Here is a 21,329-nt window from a genome sequence, read left to right on the forward strand (position 1 = left end):
TGATGGCAGAGAGGTCACACCCGTTCCCATACCGAACACGGAAGTTAAGCTCTCTAGCGCCGATGGTAGTTGGGACCTTGTCCCTGTGAGAGTAGGACGTTGCCAGGCAAATGGAGGATTAGCTCAGCTGGGAGAGCACCTGCCTTACAAGCAGGGGGTCGGCGGTTCGATCCCGTCATCCTCCACCATTTAGCCGACTTAGCTCAATTGGTAGAGCAACTGACTTGTAATCAGTAGGTTGGGGGTTCAAGTCCTCTAGTCGGCACCAGAAATCATGGCGGTTGTGGCGAAGTGGTTAACGCACCGGATTGTGGCTCCGGCATTCGTGGGTTCGATTCCCATCAGTCGCCCCATTTTTCTTAAATAAATTAATATGCGGGTGTGGCGGAATTGGCAGACGCACCAGACTTAGGATCTGGCGCCTTTGGCGTGGGGGTTCGACTCCCTTCACCCGCACTTTTAATTAAATAACTCATACATGTCTTGCGGAAGTAGTTCAGTGGTAGAATACAACCTTGCCAAGGTTGGGGTCGCGGGTTCGAATCCCGTCTTCCGCTCCAATTTTCAATATGACATGCCGGGGTGGCGGAACAGGCAGACGCACAGGACTTAAAATCCTGCGGTGGGTGACCACCGTGCGGGTTCGACCCCCGCCCTCGGCACCATATGCGCCCGTAGCTCAATTGGATAGAGCGTTTGACTACGGATCAAGAGGTTAGGGGTTCGACTCCTCTCGGGCGCGCTTTTATTAACGGGAAGTGGCTCAGCTTGGTAGAGCACCTGGTTTGGGACCAGGGGGTCGCAGGTTCAAATCCTGTCTTCCCGATATTCCTAAAAAACATGGGGCCTTAGCTCAGCTGGGAGAGCGCCTGCCTTGCACGCAGGAGGTCAGCGGTTCGATCCCGCTAGGCTCCACTTATATTAATATCATTTATGGCGGTGTAGCTCAGCTGGCTAGAGCGTACGGTTCATACCCGTGAGGTCGGGGGTTCGATCCCCTCCGCCGCTACCATAAAGGACCTTTAGCTCAGCTGGTTAGAGCAGACGGCTCATAACCGTCCGGTCGTAGGTTCGAGTCCTACAAGGTCCACCATTAGACGTATATATCTCGGAGGTATACCCAAGTTCGGCTGAAGGGATCGGTCTTGAAAACCGACAGGCGGCGAGAGTCGCGCGGGGGTTCGAATCCCTCTACCTCCTCCATTTTTTCTAAAGTAAATATTTTACCATCGCGGGGTGGAGCAGCACGGTAGCTCGTCGGGCTCATAACCCGAAGGTCGCAGGTTCAAATCCTGTCCCCGCAACCAAATGGTCCCGTGGTGTAGTGGTTAACATGCCTGCCTGTCACGCAGGAGATCGCCGGTTCGACCCCGGTCGGGACCGCCATTTTTACATAAAGGCTCGGTAGCTCAGTCGGTAGAGCAGAGGACTGAAAATCCTCGTGTCGGCGGTTCGATTCCGTCCCGAGCCACCATTTTGAAGTCGCAAGCCGACTTAGCTCAATTGGTAGAGCAACTGACTTGTAATCAGTAGGTTGGGGGTTCAAGTCCTCTAGTCGGCACCACTTTCAAAATGAGCCATTAGCTCAGTTGGTAGAGCATCTGACTTTTAATCAGAGGGTCGAAGGTTCGAGTCCTTCATGGCTCACCATTTACAATTTAATGCGGGTGTAGTTTAGTGGTAAAACAAGAGCCTTCCAAGCTCTGGTCGAGAGTTCGATTCTCTTCACCCGCTTTTCAATTATGGGCCTATAGCTCAGCTGGTTAGAGCGCACGCCTGATAAGCGTGAGGTCGATGGTTCGAGTCCATTTAGGCCCACCATAATTGTTCCGCAGTAGCTCAGTGGTAGAGCTATCGGCTGTTAACCGATCGGTCGTAGGTTCGAGTCCTACCTGCGGAGCCATATTTATAGAGAAGTACCCAAGTGGCTCAAGGGGCTCCCCTGCTAAGGGAGTAGATCGCGAACGCGGTGCGAGGGTTCGAATCCCTTCTTCTCTGCCAGAACTGGCCCGTTGGTCAAGTGGTTAAGACACCGCCCTTTCACGGCGGTAACACGGGTTCGAATCCCGTACGGGTCATACTAAAAGAGATAGCATAATCTGCTATCTCTTTTTTGTTGTGTAAAAGTGGACTTTGAATAGTCTGCTTTTTTATGCAATAGAAGAAATATGAAGTATTCGCTGTTGCAACTTCAACTTGAACTTTTACCCCAGCTGTATGGCTGTAGCCTCCTACACTTGGAGAAAACGATGAAAATACATCCGGGAGCTACTGTGGAAAATAAATAATATATAGAAGAAGCTGCCTCTCAATAGGGTGACCTACTGGAGACAGCTTTTTTATGTTGTCATTATTGTCGAGTTTTGTCGGTAAGTCGATATATTGCAAAAATCGCTGATATAATTTGAGTTACGATCGATAAATTTTAATAATCGCTGATATATTTGGAGTTACGGTCGATATATTCTAAAAATCGCCGATATAATTTCACTTACCGATGAAAACCACAAGAAAAACCCTTTCACAATCTAAAGAAAACGCCTCCATTGAAATGGATTCCACACCTATTCCAATAACTTTACACTCTATGTGAAAAAGTTCACAAATAGGTCATAATTTGTGAAGTAATTCACAATAATACGTGCTACAATATGAATGTAAAGAAGTTAAACAACATTAAATTAGTATTTTAATTAATTACTTAAACAATCATAAAAAAATATATGTGAACAATAGAGAGGGGAAATTACCATGAAAAAAGGTATCAATCGTGTAGTATTAGTAGGAACAGGAGCTGTAGGTTGTAGTTACGCTTACTCAATGATCAACCAAGGTGTAGCTGAAGAATTCGTATTAGTAGATGTTAATGAAGCAAAAGCAGAAGGGGAAGCAATGGACTTAAGCCATGCGGTACCATTCTCTCCATCACCAACAAAAGTTTGGAGCGGTAGCTATGCAGATTGTAAAGATGCAGATTTAGTTGTTATCACTGCTGGGTTACCACAAAAGCCAGGTGAAACTCGTTTAGACTTAGTTGAGAAAAATACAAAGATCTTTAAACAAATCGTTCGCGGCATTATGGATAGTGGATTCGATGGAATCTTCTTAATCGCAACTAACCCAGTTGATATTTTAACTTACGTAACTTGGAAAGAATCTGGTTTACCGAAAGAGCGCGTAATCGGTTCTGGTACTACTTTAGACTCTGCTCGTTTCCGTTACATGTTAGGTGACTACTTAGATGTAGATCCACGTAACGTTCATGCTTACATCGTTGGTGAACACGGTGACACTGAACTTCCAGTATGGAGCCACGCTACTATCGGTGTACAAAAACTAGAAACAATCTTAGCTAACAACGAACAGTACAAACAAGAAGACTTAGATAAAATCTTCGAAAATGTACGTGATGCAGCTTACCATATCATCGAGCGTAAAGGTGCAACTTACTACGGAATCGGTATGTCACTACTTCGTGTAACTAAAGCAATCTTAAACAACGAGAACAGCGTATTAACTGTATCTGCATACCTTGAAGGCCAATACGGTGAGAAAGATGCTTACGTAGGTGTTCCAGCTGTAATTAACCGCGAAGGTGTACGTGAAATCGTAGAGCTTGAGTTAAATGAAGAAGAAAAAGCGAAGTTCGCTCATTCTGTAAAAGTATTAAAAGAAACAATGGCACCAGTACTATAATAATTGCTAAATCATTCAGGGGCGGGACACTGCTTCCTACCTCTAAATTCATATAATTTAATATAAATTCCTTTTCCGGTTTCCCTTGTATATCCCCAATATACCCCTTTTGCTGGATCAGGGTCGTTTATAGAAAAAAGCACTCTACTTTAAGTAGAGTGCTTTTTATTATCCCGCATTAACGGGCAGTAAGATCCCCACCTCAAAATGCAGCGAAAGCAAAGAAGTTAGTTTGGTGATCAACTGCCCGTAAAAGCCCGATTGGTTCAACTAATAATCAGTGGGCGATGAACCCCCCCCACACTGATTAAAGTTTCACTTTATCATTTTTTAGGCGTTAATCCTAATTTCTTTAAAATATCTGCCAGTGTACCGCTTTTGGATTTTTCTACAGGTGTTTGTGATTTAGATGCATCTGGACCTTTTTTCAAGAAGTTCTTTTCGACGAAGCGAATATCTTTTTCATCGACAATCCCATCTTTATTAAGGTCTCCGTCTTTTACAGTTAGTCCTTTTTTGCCATAGTTGCTAGCGATAATTTCAGCATCTCTAATATCGATTACTTTATCAGCATTTACATCGCCGGCAAGGTTTTCGTCAGGTCTTGCATAATAATATTGGCCAAGCAGCTTACCGTCTTTTTCAGTACCAAGTTTCGTTGTTAGGCGGCTTGTTAAATGTCCTGGCACCTCTACATATAAGTTATAGTCGCGTTTATTAACTGGAAGTCCATTTAGTTTGAAGTATCCGTATTTATCTAGTGAGCCTTCAAACTTATGACGATAAGAATCAGTCGCATATACTTTTACGCCAAGCTTTGTATAATCGAACTTTTCATCTAAATATCCACGTTCATTTAAGAATGCACCAAGCTTAATATTTCCTTCTACTAATGAGTTTAAGGACATTACTGAGAATGATTGATCTTGAAGGACACGCATTCTATTTGGCTCTGTTTCTCCTGGTTTCCAGTATACAAACACTGGTAACTCTAATTGAGCATTTGCTTCATAAAACTCATCGTTTTCTACTTTGAACGTTACATCAATGAACGGGAAATCACCATCTAATCCAGCGAAGTTTTTGTCATCGATAGCACCGCCAACTGTAACAGAGCCTGCTTCTAGCTTCGGTTCATTTACTTTTGCTGTTACCCCTTTTTCAGAAAGGAGTTTTTCAAAAGCAGGATTCAATTTCGCATTTGCAAATTTGAAGTTCTTTTCTAGGAATTTTACGTTAAATTCCCCAGCAACAAACTGTTTCACATGTTTGGCGTTTAGCGTTACAGTGAATTCATCACCTTTATATACTTCTTTTTTATTATAGCTAGCTTTCGCATATTGAGCTCCTTGCGGGATAAACCAATAGTTATTTACACCGCTTGGATAGTCAGCTCCTGCAGTTGCATAATCGAAAATATATACCCCTGTGTTCATTGGACCTTCCACTTTAAAGGATTCAGGAGTAATGCCAACTTTAAAGTCACCGTTTGCATTAATAGGTAAAAACTTATGCAAGTATGGAGAATAGTCATAATACATCACTCCGTTTGCTTCTTGCGTAATGTTTAATCCTTTTCCTTTTAAGTAGTCAACATTCGAATCATACACATTTCCTTTAATCCATAATGCCTTTTTACCGTCTTCTACTGTATAGTTTTCTTCATTTAATTCATAAATACCAGGTTTTAATCCAGTTAGTTTTACTTCTGGCGGTGTATTATCAATTACGACATAATCACCTTTCACACGTGCTTTCCCAGCCTTATCATAACCAACAAATTCAATTGTGTAATCGCCTTCTGGTAAGTCGATTTTCTCATCACCAATTGGTTTTGCAGGATCATTTGTGAAAGGATATACTCTGCCGTTAAAGAATGAATCTAAGTAGTAATACACATCCGTTTTTAGTCCGCTTGTGTTTAATGTTCCAATGAAGCCAAGCGCTTTATTTGTTTTTGAATCCTTCACGATAAGGTCTAACGTCTCAAGGTCGCTATTTAATTGGAATGCTCCGTGTAAATACGATTCACGATATGGATTGAATTTAGATGTATCAGTTGAAATGGCTTTTCTTGATAAAAAAGCATTTTCAATACCAGGCTCTGATACACGAATAGAGAATGGTATTTGATACGTTTCTTCTTTATTTTTCGTATTTGTAATATGAATATATCCTTCATATCGGCCTTGCTTCACGCCAGCTGGAATATTAATTTTTGCTTCAACCTCATCTGATTTTCCAGCATCAACAGTAATTGTTTCTCGGGTAGAAACTTTTACACCATTTGCGGTAGCGTCGTTAATAGAAGGAGAAGCTGGTGTATAAGAAATTTCTGTTTTAAATTCTTTTTTTTCTTGTTTATTATGGTTTTCCACTTTTATATTTCGTTTTTGTTCAAGAGCTTCACCGTCTTTTTGATAGAACTTCCCGAATGCAATGGATCCGGTTTCTTCTGGTACTTCAATTCCTTCATCATTTACAACTGTTTTTGTTGTATCTAGCACTTTAAAACTTGTTTCCGTATGAACGGAGTTGTATGCATCTACTCGTCCAGCTCCAACTTCATATACGGAATACTTTTCTTTTAAATCATCAGCTGTGTTCATAAGAGACGCCTTTACATCGAATGGAGAGTATTCTGGGTGTTCTTGTAAAATAAGAGCAGCAACGCCCGCGATATGAGGAGAAGCCATAGATGTTCCTTGCATACGCTCATAGGAAACGTCATAGTTTTCGCCCTCTTGTGGGTCATTAATATATTCAGGTACTGTTGAAAGTACAGCAACACCAGGCGCTGTAATATCTGGTTTAATATCATCATTTGATGTAACAGGACCGCGTGAGCTAAAGTCTGCAAGATGATCGCCTTCTGTTTGAATATAACTAAGTTCGTCAAAAGTAAAGGATGTATTACCTTGTTCGATTTGAGCTTTTAGTTTTTCACCGTCTTCTTTCGTTAGGCGGAATGCTGGAATGTATTTTGTGCTTTCGCCAACGTAGAAAGGAATTTCTCCGTCCACATTGTTATAAATAATAACGGCCTTTGCGCCAGCTTGTTTTGCGTTAGCAATTTTTTCATCAAATGACAGTGTACCACGTGCAACGAGAGCGATTTTTCCTTTTACATCTTTTTTACTAAACTCGTCAGGCGTACCGATTCCTATAGATTCAATAGATAGAGATTGTCCTTTGAAATCCTCTATTTTATCAGTGAAATTTTTGCCGAATAAAATTAAGTTAGGAAATTGTAATTGTCCAGCATGGCCTGATAGTTTCGGTAAGGAAATAGAGCTATCACTTGCTCCAACCGTAATTGCAAATGGAGAAGCACCTGGTGAACCGAGTGTTGATGGATTTGGACCAGAGTTACCAGCAGCAACGACTGTAACAACACCGGAAAGCATCGCGTTATTGACAGCGATAGATGTTGGATCGAGTGGATTGTTGCTATCGTCACCTAATGATAAGTTAATAACATTCATACCGTCAGAAATAGATTTATCGATTGCAGCAATAATACCAGAACTATCTCCGCTTCCGTATGGACCGAGTACACGATAGTTATACAGTTCAATGCCAGGTGCAACGCCTTTTACTGCGGAATCTGATGTATTTTTCTTTTGAGCAGAAACGATACCTGCTACGTGAGTACCGTGGGCGGTGTAGAAGGAAGAACCACGGCTATCAAATTCAGGAGCACCAGATTGTTGCCATTCTGAATAAGTAGTTTCCATTGGATCTGCATCGTTATTAATAAAGTCCCAACCCTTTACTGAGTTTGGGTCTACTTTGCTAGAGTCCTCACCAGGTTTCGCGCGATAGCCTTTATATACGTCTTTTAAGTCAGGATGATTGTAATCAATACCTGTATCTAATACACCAACTTTAATTCCTTTTCCGGTAATGCCCTCACTATGTAACTTATCTACTCCAATTTGCGGGATGCTATCTGTTAGTTTTTGAGGCGCTTTTTGCTCAGCTTGTTTTGGTAAATTTAATTTCACTTCGTAATCTTTCCAAATGCGTTTTACAACGCCAATCCGTAACAACTCTTCAACTGTATTTGCTGGTAATGTCATCGCAACACCATTTATCGCATGCTTATAAGAACGTTTAATTTGTACAGACTGGAAGTTTCCTGATTTTACTGATGGGCTGAATTGATAAAGACGTTTTAGTCCTTTTTCGAATTCTTCATGTTCTTGATCAATACGTGCTTTTATATTTTCAGGAGCAGACTGTAATCCTTTTTCTTTTTGTTTTAATTCATTAATCTTTACTGGAGCAGTTTGAAATTCTACGATGATATTTACAGGCTCAGAACTACTCGTATTAATATCTGGTGAAATTGTAAAACCAGGGTTGGCATCTACTGTTTGTAATGCCAGGCGTTGTTCTTTAGAAAGCTTAGAGAATATAGAATGAGCATTTGAAGATTCAATTTGGTTAATAGGACTTTCAGCAAGTACATTGAACGGAAGGGCAGTTGAAAATAGAACGCCAGCCGTTACAATTCCGGTAACAAAACGATTTTTCTTTTTCATGTATAGGCCTCCGGTAATTTATATTTTTAAAAATTATTTCTCCACGCCTGCTGTTTGCTCAGCATGGAATGTCCAGTTTAGCTGCATGGAATCACCTTGAAATTTATTTTGATCTTGGTTGTTATCTTCAAATGAGAAGAGGACGTGTAAGTAATCTGTTTCACCAGATTTAATACCATCTATTAAGTTATGACGTTCTAGAGACGTAGCGACATCTTCAGGTTTCATAGTTTTTAATTGTGATAGTTTTGTTTCCCACAAAATCTCATGATCATCGTTTGGATTAGATGGCTGTCCATCATTTACTAGAAACTTGACGATAATGTGATCACCTAAATCTTCACCGTCATTATTTTGCTTTGCATCTGTAACTTCATATGATGTTTCAAGTGCTACTTTTGCGATATCCAATGTACCTTTATTTTCAAGCTTGAAGTTCCTTTCAATAAAATCACCTGGTTTTAAATCTTTCACATTAACGATTACACTTGGATTAATAGAAAGATCTAGTGTTCCAGCTTGAAATGAGTTACTTGATGTTTCTGAATCACTGAAATAGGCGAATACACCGCCGAATGTAAGGGATAAGCCAAGTGAAGCGGTGATAACTCCCATTCCTACTTTTTGTTTTAATGACATAAGAAAGCCTCCTAGTTAAATTTGTATAGCAACCGTTCGCAACAAGGATAAATAAGTAAACATAGTAGTCCGCTATGAATTGTAGTTACGAAAGATCGATGTTCTTTATTGAGAACAAGTATATGCTTATGAATTTCGCATTTCAATAAAATTGTGACAAAAAATATTGAGAAACATTTTTTTATGACAGATTATTTTGTTTTGATTTTAAGTGGAAAATAGCATGAAAAATAGGATAAACATAATAAAATAAAGGTTGAGAAAAAATAATTGGTAAAAATATAGAAAAATAATAAAGCGTTTTCAATGAATATTCGTCAAAATTCGATATTTTACACGGAAATGTGAAGGAAAACTAACATTTTTAAGAAAAAAACGAATGTTTTTTATAAATTAACAAGGATATTGCAGTTTTTCGCAGAAATAGTTAAAGTATAAAAAATTCTGTCATCTAAGTGAGGTGAGCATATTGAGTGTAATAAATTGTGAAGAAGTGAAACGAGATGAGTTTCATACAGAAAAGTACTATGAAAGTTATAACATCTTTGGCGCACATGTTGTGACGGAAGGTGAGATTCAAGGGGTACGATTTACAGTGTGGGCTCCTCATGCGAAAGCAATGAGTGTTGTTGGAGATTTTAATGAGTGGGATTATGAGCAACATAAAATGCTACAAGTGACAGAAGAAGGCATTTGGTCCTTGTTTATACCGCATATTGAAGAAGGAGAAATATATAAATATGCGATTGAAACGTTGGCTGGTGACGTCATTTTAAAGGCAGATCCGTATGCTGTATATGCAGAAGTAAGACCGAATACGGCATCTGTAGTTTTTGATATAAAGGGATATGAATGGAATGATAAAAACTGGACTCGTAAGAAAAAGAAAAAATCGATTTATAAAGAAGCGATGACAGTTTATGAATTGCATTTTGGTTCTTGGAAAAAGAAAGAAGATGGAACACTGTATTCTTACAGGGAAATGGTAGAAGAACTCATTCCATATGTGGTGGAACATCAATTTACACATATTGAAATTATGCCGCTTGTTGAGCATCCATATGATCGTTCTTGGGGATATCAAGGAACGGGATATTATGCAGCGACGAGTAGATTTGGTACACCGCATGATTTAATGTATTTTGTCGACGAATGTCATAAATATGGAATCGGTGTCATTTTAGATTGGGTGCCGGGGCATTTTTGTAAAGATGCTCACGGTTTATATTTGTTTGATGGCACACCGACCTATGAATATAAAGATAAAGATGTACAAGAAAATCCAGTATGGGGAACTGTCAATTTTGATTTAGGAAAGAGAGAGGTACGTAATTTCTTAATTTCAAATGCGTTATTTTGGATGAGATATTTCCATATTGATGGTTTCAGAGTAGATGCAGTTGCGAACATGTTGTACTGGAATAAAGAAGGACAAGAGCAAAGTAATGAGCATGCTGTTTCATTTTTAAGAGAGTTGAATGAAGCAGTGTTTGCAGAGGATGAAGATTTTCTTATGACGGCAGAAGATTCAACAGCTTGGCCACTTGTAACAACTCCAACGTATGAAGGTGGGCTTGGGTTCAATTACAAATGGAACATGGGCTGGATGAATGACGTGCTGAAATATATGGAGTGTGCGCCTGAATATAGGAAACACATTCATGAGAAAATGACGTTTTCTTTGCTATATGCGTACTCTGAAAACTTCATATTACCGCTTTCTCATGATGAAGTCGTTCATGGGAAAAAGTCGTTATTAAATAAAATGCCAGGTGATTACTGGGATAAGTTTGCTCAGCTTCGTTTATTATATGGATATTTCTTTACTCACCCAGGAAAGAAATTACTTTTCATGGGAGGGGAATTCGGACAGTTTGATGAGTGGAAAGACCTTGAAGATTTAGATTGGAATTTACATGATTTTGAAATGCATCGTTATATGCATGATTACTTTAAAGAGCTCATAGCATTGTATAAGCGCTCAAAACCACTTTGGCAGCTTGATCATTCGCCTGAAGGTTTTCAGTGGATTGATGCTAATAATAACGAGCAAAGTATTTTCTCGTTTATCCGCCAAGGGGATAAACAAGAGGATGCGTTAGTTATCGTATGTAATTTTACGAAAGCTACATATGAAAACTATAAAGTAGGTGTACCAGATTTCGAGTATTATAACGAGATTTTAAACAGTGATGCACAGCAATATGGCGGTTCGGGGCAAGTGAATAAGAAACGTCTTAAGACGATTCTAGAACCGTACCATAATCAAGCAGCACATGTAGAGATTACAATTCCACCATTTGGCGTATCCATATTACGACCAGTGAAGACGAGAAAGGGGAGCAAAAAACAAGATGGCTCAAAAACAAAAGTGCGTAGCAATGTTACTAGCAGGGGGAAAAGGTAGTCGATTAAGTGCATTAACAAAAAATTTAGCCAAGCCAGCTGTTCCATTTGGTGGTAAATATCGCATTATTGATTTTACGCTAAGTAACTGCGCAAATTCTGGTATTGAAACGGTTGGGATTTTAACGCAATATCAACCACTAGAACTTCATAATTATATCGGAATCGGCAATGCATGGGATTTAGACCGAGTAAGCGGTGGAGTCACAGTATTACCTCCTTATGCGGAGTCTTCAGGTGTGAAGTGGTACACAGGTACGGCAAGTGCCATTTATCAAAACTTAAACTATTTAAGTCAATATGAACCAGAGTATGTTCTTATTTTATCAGGCGACCATATTTATAAAATGGATTACAGTAAGATGCTAGATTACCATATTGAGAAAGAATCGGACGTATCCATTTCTGTTATTGAAGTACCTTGGGATGAAGCGAGTCGCTTTGGCATTATGAATACAAATGAAGAAATGGAGATTGTTGAGTTTGAAGAGAAACCACAATTTCCAAGAAGTAATCTTGCATCAATGGGAATCTATATTTTTAATTGGTCAATTTTGAAAGAGTATTTAGAGATGGATGCAAGAAACCCTGAATCTAGTAACGATTTCGGAAAAGACGTACTTCCGCTTTTATTGGATGAAGGGAAGAAGTTAATGGCGTATCCGTTTGAAGGATATTGGAAAGATGTTGGAACGGTGAAGAGCTTATGGGAAGCGAATATGGATTTGCTTCGCGATGAAACATCACTGAATTTAAACGATCGTAATTGGCGTATTTACTCTGTCAATCCAAACGAACCGCCTCAATATATTGCTGAAAAGGCGAAAGTAGAAGAATCGCTTATTAACGAAGGATGCATCATTGAAGGGGACGTGAAGCATTCTGTGTTATTCCAAGGAGTGACGGTGGAAGAAGGAAGTATGGTGATTGATTCTGTCGTTATGCCAGGGGCTAAGATTGGTAAAAATGTTGTGATTGAAAGAGCGATTGTTGGATCAGAAATGGTTATCGAAGATGGAACAATCATTCGTCCAGAAAAGAATGTTGACGATGTAGTATTAATTGCTGAAGGGAAATAGAAAAGGGGGATGAAATGAATGGGAGAAAAAATGTTAGGAATTATTAATGCAACGGGAAGTTTTCCTTCCTTAAAGAAAGTAACAGGGCATCGTTCACTAGCGGCGTTACCGTTTGGGGGCCGTTATCGACTCATTGATTTCATGCTTTCAAATATGGTGAATTCTAGTATTCATAGTGTGGCAATTTTTACAAGCCATAAAAATCGTTCGTTAATGGACCATGTTGGTTCAGGAAAACAGTGGGATTTAGATAGAAAACGAGACGGACTATTTTTATTCCCGCCAAACTGCCAATGTGACCAAGATGAATTTGGGTCTTTTGCACACTTTAGAAGACATATTGATTATTTTCTAAGAAGCAGAGAAGAGTACGTTGTTATTACGAATAGCCATCTCGTAACAGCATTAAATTTTCAAGCGGTGTTAGAGCGACATATACATACGGCAGCTGATATTACAGAAGTTTGCCATGAAGGGGTTTCGCTTCAAACATACGTGTTAAAGAAACAATTATTGTTAGACTTATTTGAGTCATATAAAGGTGTGGAACAATACAGTTTATTTGATGTAGTGAGAGAAAAGCGCGGGAAATCATTACACATTGCTACATATGAACATACTGGATATGTAGCAATTATTGACTCGATTGAAAGTTACTATAAACATAGCTTAGAAATTTTGCAACCTGCTATTTGGAAGCAATTATTTAAGAAAGAAGCACCGATCTTTACGAAAGTAAAAGATGAGCCACCAACTCGTTATTTAAAGGGTGCAGTCGTGAAAAATACAATGATTGCAAATGGCAGTATTATTGAAGGGGAAGTCGAAAACAGTGTTGTTTCCCGTTCAGTTAAAATTGGAAAAGGTTCAAGTATTCGTAACAGTATTATTATGCAAAAGAGCCAAATTGGAGATAACTGTATAATAGACGGTGTTATTATTGATAAAGACGTGAAAATTGGCGACGGTGTCGTATTAAAAGGAAGCGCCGATGAGCCGTATGTTGTAGAAAAAGGAAGCGTACAAAACAGTACGATTAATAGTTATTCCTAAAGAATCAGTGGGGGCTTTTTCCTCCACTGATTAAAGTTTTAATTTAAATGAAAACTCGAAGGGAGGAAGCTGCAAGAGGAGTAATAAAAACTTTTCGCGCAGTGGGACAACAAGTGAATATTTTATTTGCAGTATCAGAATGTGTACCGTTTGTGAAATCGGGAGGATTAGCTGATGTAGCGGGTGCACTCCCAAAAGAGCTAAAAAAATTAGGAGTGGACGTTCGTATTATACTTCCGAATTATAGTCTCATTCCGCAAAAGTTAAGAGATGGATGTACGTTACATAAAGTAATTAACGTCCCTCTTGGGTGGAGAAATCAATATTGTGGAATTTTAAAAGGTGAGCAAGACGGAATTACGTATTACTTAATAGATAATGAATATTATTTTAAGAGAGATTCTCTGTATGGGCATTACGATGACGGAGAGCGTTTTTCTTATTTCTCAAAAGCAGTGTTAGAGTGTATTCCGCACCTTGATTTTGAAGTGGATGTTCTTCATAGCCATGATTGGCATACGGCTATGGTTAATTTCTTACTTCGTGAAAAGTATCAAGATAATCCGTTATATGAGCGTATTAAAACGGTATATACGATTCATAACTTGCAGTTCCAAGGTGTATTTCCTCCTGAAGTGATGTACGACTTGTTAGAGCTTGGTGATGAATATTTTCATAGTGAGCAGCTAGAGTTTTATGGAAACGTAAACTTTATGAAAGGCGGTATTATCGCTTCGGATCAAATTACAGCGGTGAGCCCGACGTATAAAGAAGAAATTCAATATAAATTTTTCGGTGAGAAGTTAGATGGATTACTGCGAAAATATAATGATAAGCTTAGCGGCATTGTAAATGGTATTGATACGAGCGTATATAATCCAGAAACGGATTCGTATATTAAGGCCCAGTATGATGCAGAGTCATTATATGAAAAGAGTGAAAATAAACGCGCCTTGCAGCGTTATTTTGGTTTGCCAGAAAAAGAGGATACACCAATTATTTCAATGGTAACGAGATTAACGAAGCAAAAAGGTCTTGATTTAGTACGTACTGTATTCCGCGAAATAATGGAAGAAGATGTACAATGTATTATTTTAGGTTCAGGTGATTCGGAATATGAGCAATTCTTTGAGTGGATGGCATATGAGTATCCGGAGAAGGTAAAAGTTTATATCGGATTTAATGAAGAATTAGCTCACCAAGTGTATGCGGGAAGCGATTTGTTTTTAATGCCATCGCTGTTTGAACCGTGTGGACTTGGACAACTTATCGCATTAGCATACGGTACAATTCCAATTGTAAGAGAAACAGGTGGGTTAAACGACACGGTACATTCTTATGATGAAGAAACAGGCGAAGGAAATGGTTTCAGTTTCACGAATTTTAATGCACATGACATGCTACATACGATTCATCGTGCAATTGAATTCTATCACGATAAACCAGTGTGGGAGCAGCTTGTAAAACAAGCGATGAATGAAGATTATAGCTGGGAGCAATCGGCTCTTGCTTATAAGGAATTGTATAAAAGTCTCATGGAATAACATGTAGGTGGTGAAAAAATGTTTACTCATGTTGAAAGTTTTAAATCAACTTTTCTAGAAAAGTTAGAGACGATGTATGGTAAAAGTTTTAAAGATTCTACAACTCGTGATCAATATAATACGCTCGGCCATATGGTACGTGAGTATATGAATAGTCAATGGATTGCAACGAACGAGAGTTATCGATCCGGAGAGCAAAAGCAAATGTATTACTTGTCTATTGAGTTTTTGCTTGGACGTTTGCTTGGAAGTAACATCTTGAATTTAGGTATTCGAGATGTATGCGAGCAGGGGTTATCTGAACTAGGGATTTCGTTACAAGAGTTAGAAGAAGTGGAAGCAGATGCAGGCCTTGGTAATGGTGGGCTTGGACGCTTAGCAGCCTGTTTTCTCGATTCACTCGCATCTTTAAACTTACCAGGACACGGCTGTGGAATTCGTTATAAACATGGTTTGTTTGATCAGAAAATTGTTGATGGTTATCAAGTTGAATTTCCAGAACAGTGGCTTCTTCATGAAAACGTATGGGAAGTAAGAAGGTATGATCAAGCTGTAGAAGTAAGTTATTTCGGCAGTGTTGAACCGCTAGAAATTGACGGGCGTTTAGAGTTTAGGCATACAAATGCAGAAGTCATTATGGCCGTGCCATATGATGTGCCGGTAGTTGGCTATGAGACGAGTACTGTAAATACACTTAGACTTTGGAATGCTGAACCAGTTCCTTTCCCGCAAAACTGCAAAGATATTTTGAAATATAAGCGTGAAACAGAGGCTGTATCGGAGTTTTTATATCCAGATGATACGCATGATGAGGGAAAAATACTTCGTTTAAAACAACAGTATTTCCTCGTATCAGCAAGTTTGCAAAATATCGTTCGAATGCATAGAGAAAGATATGGTGACCTTCGTCAACTACATGAAAAAATTGCGATCCACATTAACGATACACATCCGGTTTTAGCAATTCCGGAACTGATGCGTATTTTACTAGACGAAGAAAAGTTAGCATGGGAAGAAGCTTGGCACATAACGACGCAGACGATTTCTTATACGAATCATACGACGTTATCAGAAGCGCTCGAAAAGTGGCCAATTCACATTTTTAAACCGTTATTACCGAGAATTTATATGATTATTGAAGAGATTAATGAACGTTTCTGTCATGAACTGTGGGAACAGTATCCGTATGAGTGGGATCGTATTGAAGCAATGGCGATTATTGCACATGACCTTGTGAAAATGGCTCATTTAGCGATTGTCGGTAGCCATAGCGTAAACGGTGTAGCAAAAATTCATACGGAAATATTAAAGCAGCGGGAAATGCGATTGTTTTATGAATTTTATCCAGATAAGTTTAATAATAAGACGAATGGAATTGCTCATAGGCGCTGGCTTATGAAAGCAAATCCACAGTTAACAAATCTCATTTCAGAGGCGATTGGAACGGAGTGGAAGAAAGAACCGATTAAGCTTCAAGAGCTACAATTAGTTCAATATGATGCGAGTTTCCAAGAGAAATTTGCAGAGGTAAAACAAGAGCGTAAAGAGATTTTAGCAGAGCGTATTCATAATACAATGGGGATTACCATTGATCCAAATTCTATTTTTGATGTGCAAGTGAAAAGATTACATGCTTATAAACGACAATTATTAAATGTTCTTCATATTTTATATTTATATAACCGTTTGAAAGAGGATGCTAGTTTTACATTTTATCCGCGTACTTTTATTTTTGGAGCGAAAGCATCACCTGGCTATTATTACGCGAAAAAAATTATTAAATTAATAAATGAACTCGCAAGAAAAGTAAATAATGACCCGTATGTCAGTCAATATATGAAAGTTATCTTTCTAGAAAACTATCGAGTTTCTTTAGCGGAAGATATATTCCCAGCGGCGGATGTAAGTGAACAAATTTCAACGGCGAGTAAAGAAGCATCGGGAACAGGTAATATGAAATTTATGATGAATGGTGCGATTACACTCGGAACGCTAGACGGTGCTAACGTTGAAATAAAAGACCGGGTCGGTGATGATAACTGTTTTATTTTCGGTTTAACGGCCGAAGAAGTTCTTCATTACTATCAAAATGGTGGCTATCGTGCAAGTGATTATTATCACCACAATAGACACATTAAAAAAGTAGTTGATCAATTAACAAATGGTTTCTTTGCACAATCGGGAGCTGAATTTGAAGCGATTTACGATTCTCTCGTTATTCAAAACGATGAATATTTCGTTCTGCGAGATTTTGGTCCATATGCTGAAAGACAAGAGGCTGTCGGTAGAGCTTATGAGAACCGAACGAAGTGGCTAGAAATGTCGATTTTAAATATTGCACAGTCTGGTCATTTTGCGAGCGATCGAACAATTTTGCAGTACAGTAATGAAATTTGGGGTATTGGTAATGCAGTTAAACAGTTTTAAAGAGGTTGCTATATTGGGAGATATATTATCGATTTACCAACCGAAATGGATATTAATAAATAAAACGGGCTTAATAAAATTAAGCTCGTTTTATTTATTTTGCTTAAGAAAGAAATGGAACAGTGGTATATATGATACCTGCCCCATCATACTCTCCTGTCGCAAAGTATGAAAATGTAAAGAAACCTGTAACCGTAAAAATTACAATAAGAAAAAGTGCGAAGATAAATTTTAACATGTAAGGTCCCCTCATCCAAAAATAACTTCATACATTATTATAGTATACGAATATTTTATTTCCAATTGTTTACTGGTTAAAAATGAGAAGTCAGACATGTTTTGTATGTTGTAATGGAATGATTATTTGTAATGGATTTTGTGTTTTTTGTAAATGTCATGTTGTGATGGACGTGTGCATACTCCCAATCATGATCATTAAAATTTATGTTTCGGGGAGGGAGAAGTGGGACGACATCGAACAAGTTGACGAAACGAAAGCTACTAGCTACTTGTAGTTTATAATAATTTCGAAAAGCGATATCTCCTACTTTTGGAGAAGCGAATGTATAAAGTCCATACTGTGCGAAGGCAGTATTTATACGTGCATCTAATATGTGTAATGTGGCAAGCGCGCCACCTAGACTATGCCCAGTAGCTAGCAGTTTTTTATGTGCTGGCAATGATACGAGCATATCCATAATAGAATCACGACAAGACTCATAAATAGAGAGAAAACCGTTATGGACATTTCCGCCATTTAAAGCATAAGGATAAGGTTTTTGATTGACGAGAGAATCAATAATCCAATCGGGGTCTGTTTGAGTGCCTCTGAAGGCAACAATAATTGTATCCTCAGATTCTAATATAAATCCGAACCATTCTGTTGTTTGAATGGCCTTTCCTTGAAACCCTTGTACATATTGAAAACCATCTGGTATCTCGAAAATGCCATTTTGTTTATATTGTTCATACGTTAACTCACAACAAGAAGCTAACAGTATGGCAGTGTCTTTATCAAAGGATAAAGGAGTACGCATTAAGGTAGCCCTCCTTAAGAAAAGGTATAGTTTAATATATGCGGTGAGGAACTTGATTCATTCTTTTGGAGGTGGGGAATAGCTTGTATCGCTTATCTAAATCGGTGGAGGAAATTATAAGGTCAAAATAAAACAGTGCCTGATAAGGGCACTGTTTACTCTTTTTCATCTCAAGGAATCGACTTTTTTAGTTATTCTTAATGAACTGACGCATGCGTTAGTTGCATAAGTAAGAGGTTTGAAAAAATAGCCTGTATATATTTGAACGATGAATAACTTACCTATTTTCTTGTGTTTGTTTACACTATATACAGAAAAATTTGAAAAAAAAAACGTATTATTTATCTGTTTGTTTTTGCTTCTTTTTCAAATATTCCGTACGCAATTTTTCAAGTTGCTGCTTTTTATCAAATTTGGCAGGTTTCTGTTTTTCATGGAACTTTGCCACAGCTACCTGACTTTTGGAATCCAATTGATATTTTCCCACTTTGTTCACCTACTTTTCTTGTCTCTAAAGAGAATCTATTCAACAAATATAATATACCTTATTTTCCTGAAGTAAACCTTATTACTTTATTTTAACTGCTTTTTCTCGTTTGTAGACGTAAATTAAAACACCCTTTCACTACATTACTGCAAGCAAGGGTGTTTTAATTTTATTATTTTATTAGTTGATGGCCATGCCTACATAAGGGCACAGTTTACTCTTTCCCATCTAATAAACGACCAAGTCCACCTAATACACTACCTTCGCCAGTACTTTGCGCTGCTGGGCTTGTAAGGCGTGCTGCTAAGCGGCTAAGTGTTAAGGACTGAATCCAAACTGTTCCAGGACCTTCTAATGTTGCGAAGAATAAACCCTCGCCGCCAAATAGAGCTGTTTTTACTTTACCAACGAACTCGACATCATAGTTAATGTCTTTTGTCATAGCAACGAGACAACCTGTATCAATACGAAGTTTCTCACCAGGTTTTAATTCACGTTTATATACAGTTCCACCTGCGTGCATGAAAGCAAGGCCATCACCTTCAAGTTTCTGCATGATGAAACCTTCACCACCGAAGAAACCAGTTCCTATTTTTTTCGTAAATTCAATTCCGATAGAAACACCTTTTGCGGCACAAAGAAAGGCATCTTTTTGACAAACTACTTTTCCTTGATACTCTGTTAAATCTACAGGAATAATTTTACCAGGATAAGGAGCAGCAAATGAGACGTGGCGCTTGCCGTGACCTGTATTTGTAAATACAGTCATAAACATACTTTCGCCTGTAACGAGACGTTTACCAGCGCCCATTAATTTTCCGAATAAACCTCCAGATGGGCCAGAACCATCACCGAAGATTGTTTCCATTTCTATGTAATCTTCCATCATCATCATTGCGCCAGCTTCTGCGATCACGCTCTCTTCTGGATCTAACTCAATTTCAACAAACTGCATATCATCGCCATATAACTTATACTCGATTTCGTGTGCTCTCATTTTTTTCACCTCGTATGTAATAGATACTTATATTGTACAGAATTTAATAGGATTAGAATACTTTAGTTTTGTTAATTTTCAAATAAAGTGGAACCAACCAAAACTGATTATCAGCTCCCGCTAATCAAGCTGTCCGCAAATGGCGGGATAATATATGAATATGGAAATTCAACATTATATTAAAATTATAAAAAAATGGTGGAATGAAAGTGTTCTCATTTGACGTTTTGGATATAGCGTGATATAGTGAAATCACTATTGAGCTACATAATGTGGTACGGAAATAAAGCACGTTGAATTAAAGGCTGTAAGCTTGTTATACATTCATGTCCTTTATATCCACCTTTTCATGTGGATTCATAGTTTCATTTTTATTTAGGAGGTACATGACATGCAAACAGGTAAAGTTAAATGGTTCAACAGCGAAAAAGGTTTCGGTTTCATCGAAGTTGAAGGTGGAGACGATGTATTCGTTCACTTCTCAGCTATCCAAGGTGACGGATTCAAAACTTTAGAAGAAGGTCAAGAAGTTTCTTTCGAAATCGTTGAAGGTAACCGTGGACCACAAGCTGCTAACGTTACAAAAAACTAATTAGCTAGCGATAAAAAGCATTCCGATTTTCGGAATGCTTTTTTTTATTCTTTGGAACTAGATTCATTTGAAGATAATTCACCTTTGAAGGTACGTTCTTCAAAATCATCAAGCATTTGTTCATATTCTTCATGCTCTTCTGTAGCGAAAACTTGTGGGTTTTTCCCGTACATATCCGTACCGATAAAGTTTTCAAAATCCTCCACGTAGCCTACGTTTTCTTCACTATTTACATACATGCCATTATAGTTTTTTGAATCTTGTCTTTCTAAATCAGACGGCGTTTCAGATGTTCCGTAATTTGCGACATCTTGCCACGCATCTTCCGCATCGTACTCAACAGAATTGTCCTCATCATGCTTGTGGAAAGAAGGAGACAACACTTCTTCTTCAACTGGTCGTGTATTCATATTTAACTTATTTGTCGCGTGCTGGATGCATGTTGTAGCGGTTGGCATTGCTTCCAATCTTTCAAATGGAATCTCTTCGCCAGACACTTCGCAAATGCCGTACGTACCCGCTTCTATTTTTTGCAAGGCATGTTTCGTGTCCTCAAGCTGTTTATGCCAAAGTTCAATAAGCCCGAAGTCTTTTTCCCGTTCATATAGCTCTGTAGCCATATCACCTGGATGGTTGTCATAGCTAGACAGTTCTCCTACTGAGTCACGTTCAGAAGCACGATCTGTATTTTCATGAGTTTGTATCGTTTGCTCTAGTTCTTGTTTTTGTTTTTCTAAAATGGATTTAAATTGACCTACTTGTTGTGGAGTTAACATAGTCGTCCACCTTCCTACAATTCAGTTTCTTTACATAGTATGAGCGTTG

The 21,329-nt window shown here is 38.5% G+C and carries 14 protein-coding genes, 22 tRNA genes and 1 rRNA gene; 30 read left to right on the forward strand and 7 right to left on the reverse strand.

Features of this window, described 5'->3' with window-relative positions:
• The 24 genes from rrf to ACTFRU_RS27010 form a co-directional block, all read left to right on the forward strand.
• Nucleotides 1–108: ribosomal RNA gene (gene rrf, locus ACTFRU_RS26895) — 5S ribosomal RNA — on the forward strand; the annotation flags it as partial.
• A gap of 4 nt (nt 109–112) precedes the next feature.
• Nucleotides 113–188, forward strand: a tRNA-Val gene (locus ACTFRU_RS26900).
• A 4-nt stretch (nt 189–192) separates the two neighbouring features.
• A tRNA-Thr gene (locus ACTFRU_RS26905) sits at nt 193–268 on the forward strand.
• A 9-nt stretch (nt 269–277) separates the two neighbouring features.
• A tRNA-His gene (locus ACTFRU_RS26910) sits at nt 278–353 on the forward strand.
• A 22-nt stretch (nt 354–375) separates the two neighbouring features.
• Nucleotides 376–456, forward strand: a tRNA-Leu gene (locus tag ACTFRU_RS26915).
• A 29-nt stretch (nt 457–485) separates the two neighbouring features.
• Nucleotides 486–560: transfer RNA gene (locus ACTFRU_RS26920), tRNA-Gly, on the forward strand.
• 16 nt (nt 561–576) lie between these two features.
• A tRNA-Leu gene (locus tag ACTFRU_RS26925) sits at nt 577–665 on the forward strand.
• A gap of 3 nt (nt 666–668) precedes the next feature.
• Nucleotides 669–742, forward strand: a tRNA-Arg gene (locus ACTFRU_RS26930).
• Between the two features lie 10 nt (nt 743–752).
• Nucleotides 753–826: transfer RNA gene (locus ACTFRU_RS26935), tRNA-Pro, on the forward strand.
• 16 nt (nt 827–842) lie between these two features.
• Nucleotides 843–915, forward strand: a tRNA-Ala gene (locus ACTFRU_RS26940).
• Between the two features lie 20 nt (nt 916–935).
• Nucleotides 936–1,012, forward strand: a tRNA-Met gene (locus ACTFRU_RS26945).
• Between the two features lie 4 nt (nt 1,013–1,016).
• A tRNA-Ile gene (locus ACTFRU_RS26950) sits at nt 1,017–1,093 on the forward strand.
• A 17-nt stretch (nt 1,094–1,110) separates the two neighbouring features.
• Nucleotides 1,111–1,203 (forward strand) — tRNA-Ser (locus ACTFRU_RS26955).
• Nucleotides 1,204–1,230: 27 nt separating this feature from the next.
• Nucleotides 1,231–1,307, forward strand: a tRNA-Met gene (locus ACTFRU_RS26960).
• A 3-nt stretch (nt 1,308–1,310) separates the two neighbouring features.
• Nucleotides 1,311–1,386, forward strand: a tRNA-Asp gene (locus ACTFRU_RS26965).
• Nucleotides 1,387–1,398: 12 nt separating this feature from the next.
• A tRNA-Phe gene (locus ACTFRU_RS26970) sits at nt 1,399–1,474 on the forward strand.
• Nucleotides 1,475–1,488: 14 nt separating this feature from the next.
• Nucleotides 1,489–1,564: transfer RNA gene (locus tag ACTFRU_RS26975), tRNA-Thr, on the forward strand.
• 10 nt (nt 1,565–1,574) lie between these two features.
• A tRNA-Lys gene (locus ACTFRU_RS26980) sits at nt 1,575–1,650 on the forward strand.
• A 13-nt stretch (nt 1,651–1,663) separates the two neighbouring features.
• A tRNA-Gly gene (locus ACTFRU_RS26985) sits at nt 1,664–1,734 on the forward strand.
• Nucleotides 1,735–1,744: 10 nt separating this feature from the next.
• Nucleotides 1,745–1,821: transfer RNA gene (locus ACTFRU_RS26990), tRNA-Ile, on the forward strand.
• Nucleotides 1,822–1,828: 7 nt separating this feature from the next.
• A tRNA-Asn gene (locus tag ACTFRU_RS26995) sits at nt 1,829–1,903 on the forward strand.
• A gap of 7 nt (nt 1,904–1,910) precedes the next feature.
• Nucleotides 1,911–2,001: transfer RNA gene (locus ACTFRU_RS27000), tRNA-Ser, on the forward strand.
• 5 nt (nt 2,002–2,006) lie between these two features.
• A tRNA-Glu gene (locus ACTFRU_RS27005) sits at nt 2,007–2,078 on the forward strand.
• Nucleotides 2,079–2,751: 673 nt separating this feature from the next.
• Nucleotides 2,752–3,696 carry an L-lactate dehydrogenase gene (locus ACTFRU_RS27010; protein WP_000715339.1) on the forward strand — a complete coding sequence of 315 codons (945 nt, stop codon included), beginning with the start codon at nt 2,752–2,754 and terminating at the stop codon, nt 3,694–3,696.
• A 323-nt stretch (nt 3,697–4,019) separates the two neighbouring features.
• Here ACTFRU_RS27010 and ACTFRU_RS27015 read toward each other — a convergent pair whose 3' ends face one another.
• Nucleotides 4,020–8,243: a S8 family serine peptidase gene (locus ACTFRU_RS27015; protein ID WP_440037970.1), complete on the reverse strand. Its 4,224-nt coding sequence runs from the start codon at nt 8,241–8,243 to the stop codon at nt 4,020–4,022.
• Nucleotides 8,244–8,276: 33 nt separating this feature from the next.
• The gene (locus tag ACTFRU_RS27020; protein WP_440037971.1) at nt 8,277–8,882 is read right to left on the reverse strand and encodes a TasA family protein; all 606 of its coding nucleotides are present in this window, start codon (nt 8,880–8,882) and stop codon (nt 8,277–8,279) included.
• A 469-nt stretch (nt 8,883–9,351) separates the two neighbouring features.
• Here ACTFRU_RS27020 and glgB point away from each other — a divergent pair, with 469 nt between their 5' ends.
• The 5 genes from glgB (at nt 9,352) to glgP (ending at nt 17,391) form a co-directional block, all read left to right on the forward strand.
• Nucleotides 9,352–11,289: a 1,4-alpha-glucan branching protein GlgB gene (gene glgB, locus ACTFRU_RS27025; protein WP_017656851.1), complete on the forward strand. Its 1,938-nt coding sequence runs from the start codon at nt 9,352–9,354 to the stop codon at nt 11,287–11,289.
• Nucleotides 11,237–12,367, forward strand: a complete 1,131-nt coding sequence (gene glgC / locus ACTFRU_RS27030; protein ID WP_000057618.1) for a glucose-1-phosphate adenylyltransferase — start codon at nt 11,237–11,239, stop codon at nt 12,365–12,367. The genes glgB and glgC overlap by 53 nt, the downstream gene beginning before the upstream one ends.
• 18 nt (nt 12,368–12,385) lie before the next feature.
• Nucleotides 12,386–13,420: a glucose-1-phosphate adenylyltransferase subunit GlgD gene (gene glgD, locus ACTFRU_RS27035; protein ID WP_440037972.1), complete on the forward strand. Its 1,035-nt coding sequence runs from the start codon at nt 12,386–12,388 to the stop codon at nt 13,418–13,420.
• Nucleotides 13,421–13,533: 113 nt separating this feature from the next.
• Nucleotides 13,534–14,964 (forward strand): glycogen synthase GlgA, encoded by a 1,431-nt coding sequence (glgA, locus tag ACTFRU_RS27040; RefSeq protein ID WP_033691681.1) that lies wholly within the window; start codon nt 13,534–13,536, stop codon nt 14,962–14,964.
• Nucleotides 14,965–14,982: 18 nt separating this feature from the next.
• Entirely contained in the window at nt 14,983–17,391 is a 2,409-nt protein-coding gene (glgP, locus tag ACTFRU_RS27045) for a glycogen phosphorylase (protein WP_000494108.1), read from the forward strand.
• 103 nt (nt 17,392–17,494) lie between these two features.
• Here glgP and ACTFRU_RS27050 read toward each other — a convergent pair whose 3' ends face one another.
• From ACTFRU_RS27050 to ACTFRU_RS27065, 4 genes are all read right to left on the reverse strand, one after another.
• Nucleotides 17,495–17,629 carry a hypothetical protein gene (locus ACTFRU_RS27050; RefSeq protein WP_000911075.1) on the reverse strand — a complete coding sequence of 45 codons (135 nt, stop codon included), beginning with the start codon at nt 17,627–17,629 and terminating at the stop codon, nt 17,495–17,497.
• A 76-nt stretch (nt 17,630–17,705) separates the two neighbouring features.
• The gene (locus ACTFRU_RS27055; protein ID WP_001260111.1) at nt 17,706–18,428 is read right to left on the reverse strand and encodes a lipase family protein; all 723 of its coding nucleotides are present in this window, start codon (nt 18,426–18,428) and stop codon (nt 17,706–17,708) included.
• Nucleotides 18,429–18,765: 337 nt separating this feature from the next.
• Nucleotides 18,766–18,915, reverse strand: a complete 150-nt coding sequence (locus tag ACTFRU_RS27060; protein ID WP_000521639.1) for a hypothetical protein — start codon at nt 18,913–18,915, stop codon at nt 18,766–18,768.
• 214 nt (nt 18,916–19,129) lie between these two features.
• On the reverse strand, nt 19,130–19,912 hold the full coding sequence (locus ACTFRU_RS27065; RefSeq protein WP_001201257.1) for a TIGR00266 family protein: 783 nt from the start codon (nt 19,910–19,912) through the stop codon (nt 19,130–19,132).
• A gap of 391 nt (nt 19,913–20,303) precedes the next feature.
• Between ACTFRU_RS27065 and cspD the strand changes: the two genes are divergently transcribed.
• Nucleotides 20,304–20,504 carry a cold-shock protein CspD gene (cspD, locus tag ACTFRU_RS27070; RefSeq protein ID WP_001193054.1) on the forward strand — a complete coding sequence of 67 codons (201 nt, stop codon included), beginning with the start codon at nt 20,304–20,306 and terminating at the stop codon, nt 20,502–20,504.
• A 44-nt stretch (nt 20,505–20,548) separates the two neighbouring features.
• Here the strand turns inward: cspD and ACTFRU_RS27075 are convergent, their stop codons facing one another.
• On the reverse strand, nt 20,549–21,280 hold the full coding sequence (locus ACTFRU_RS27075) for a yteA family sporulation protein (RefSeq protein ID WP_000957396.1): 732 nt from the start codon (nt 21,278–21,280) through the stop codon (nt 20,549–20,551).
• Nucleotides 21,281–21,329 lie beyond the last annotated feature (49 nt).

The organism is Bacillus cereus group sp. MYBK220-1, from assembly GCF_051916445.1.
Lineage (GTDB): Bacteria > Bacillota > Bacilli > Bacillales > Bacillaceae_G > Bacillus_A > Bacillus_A cereus.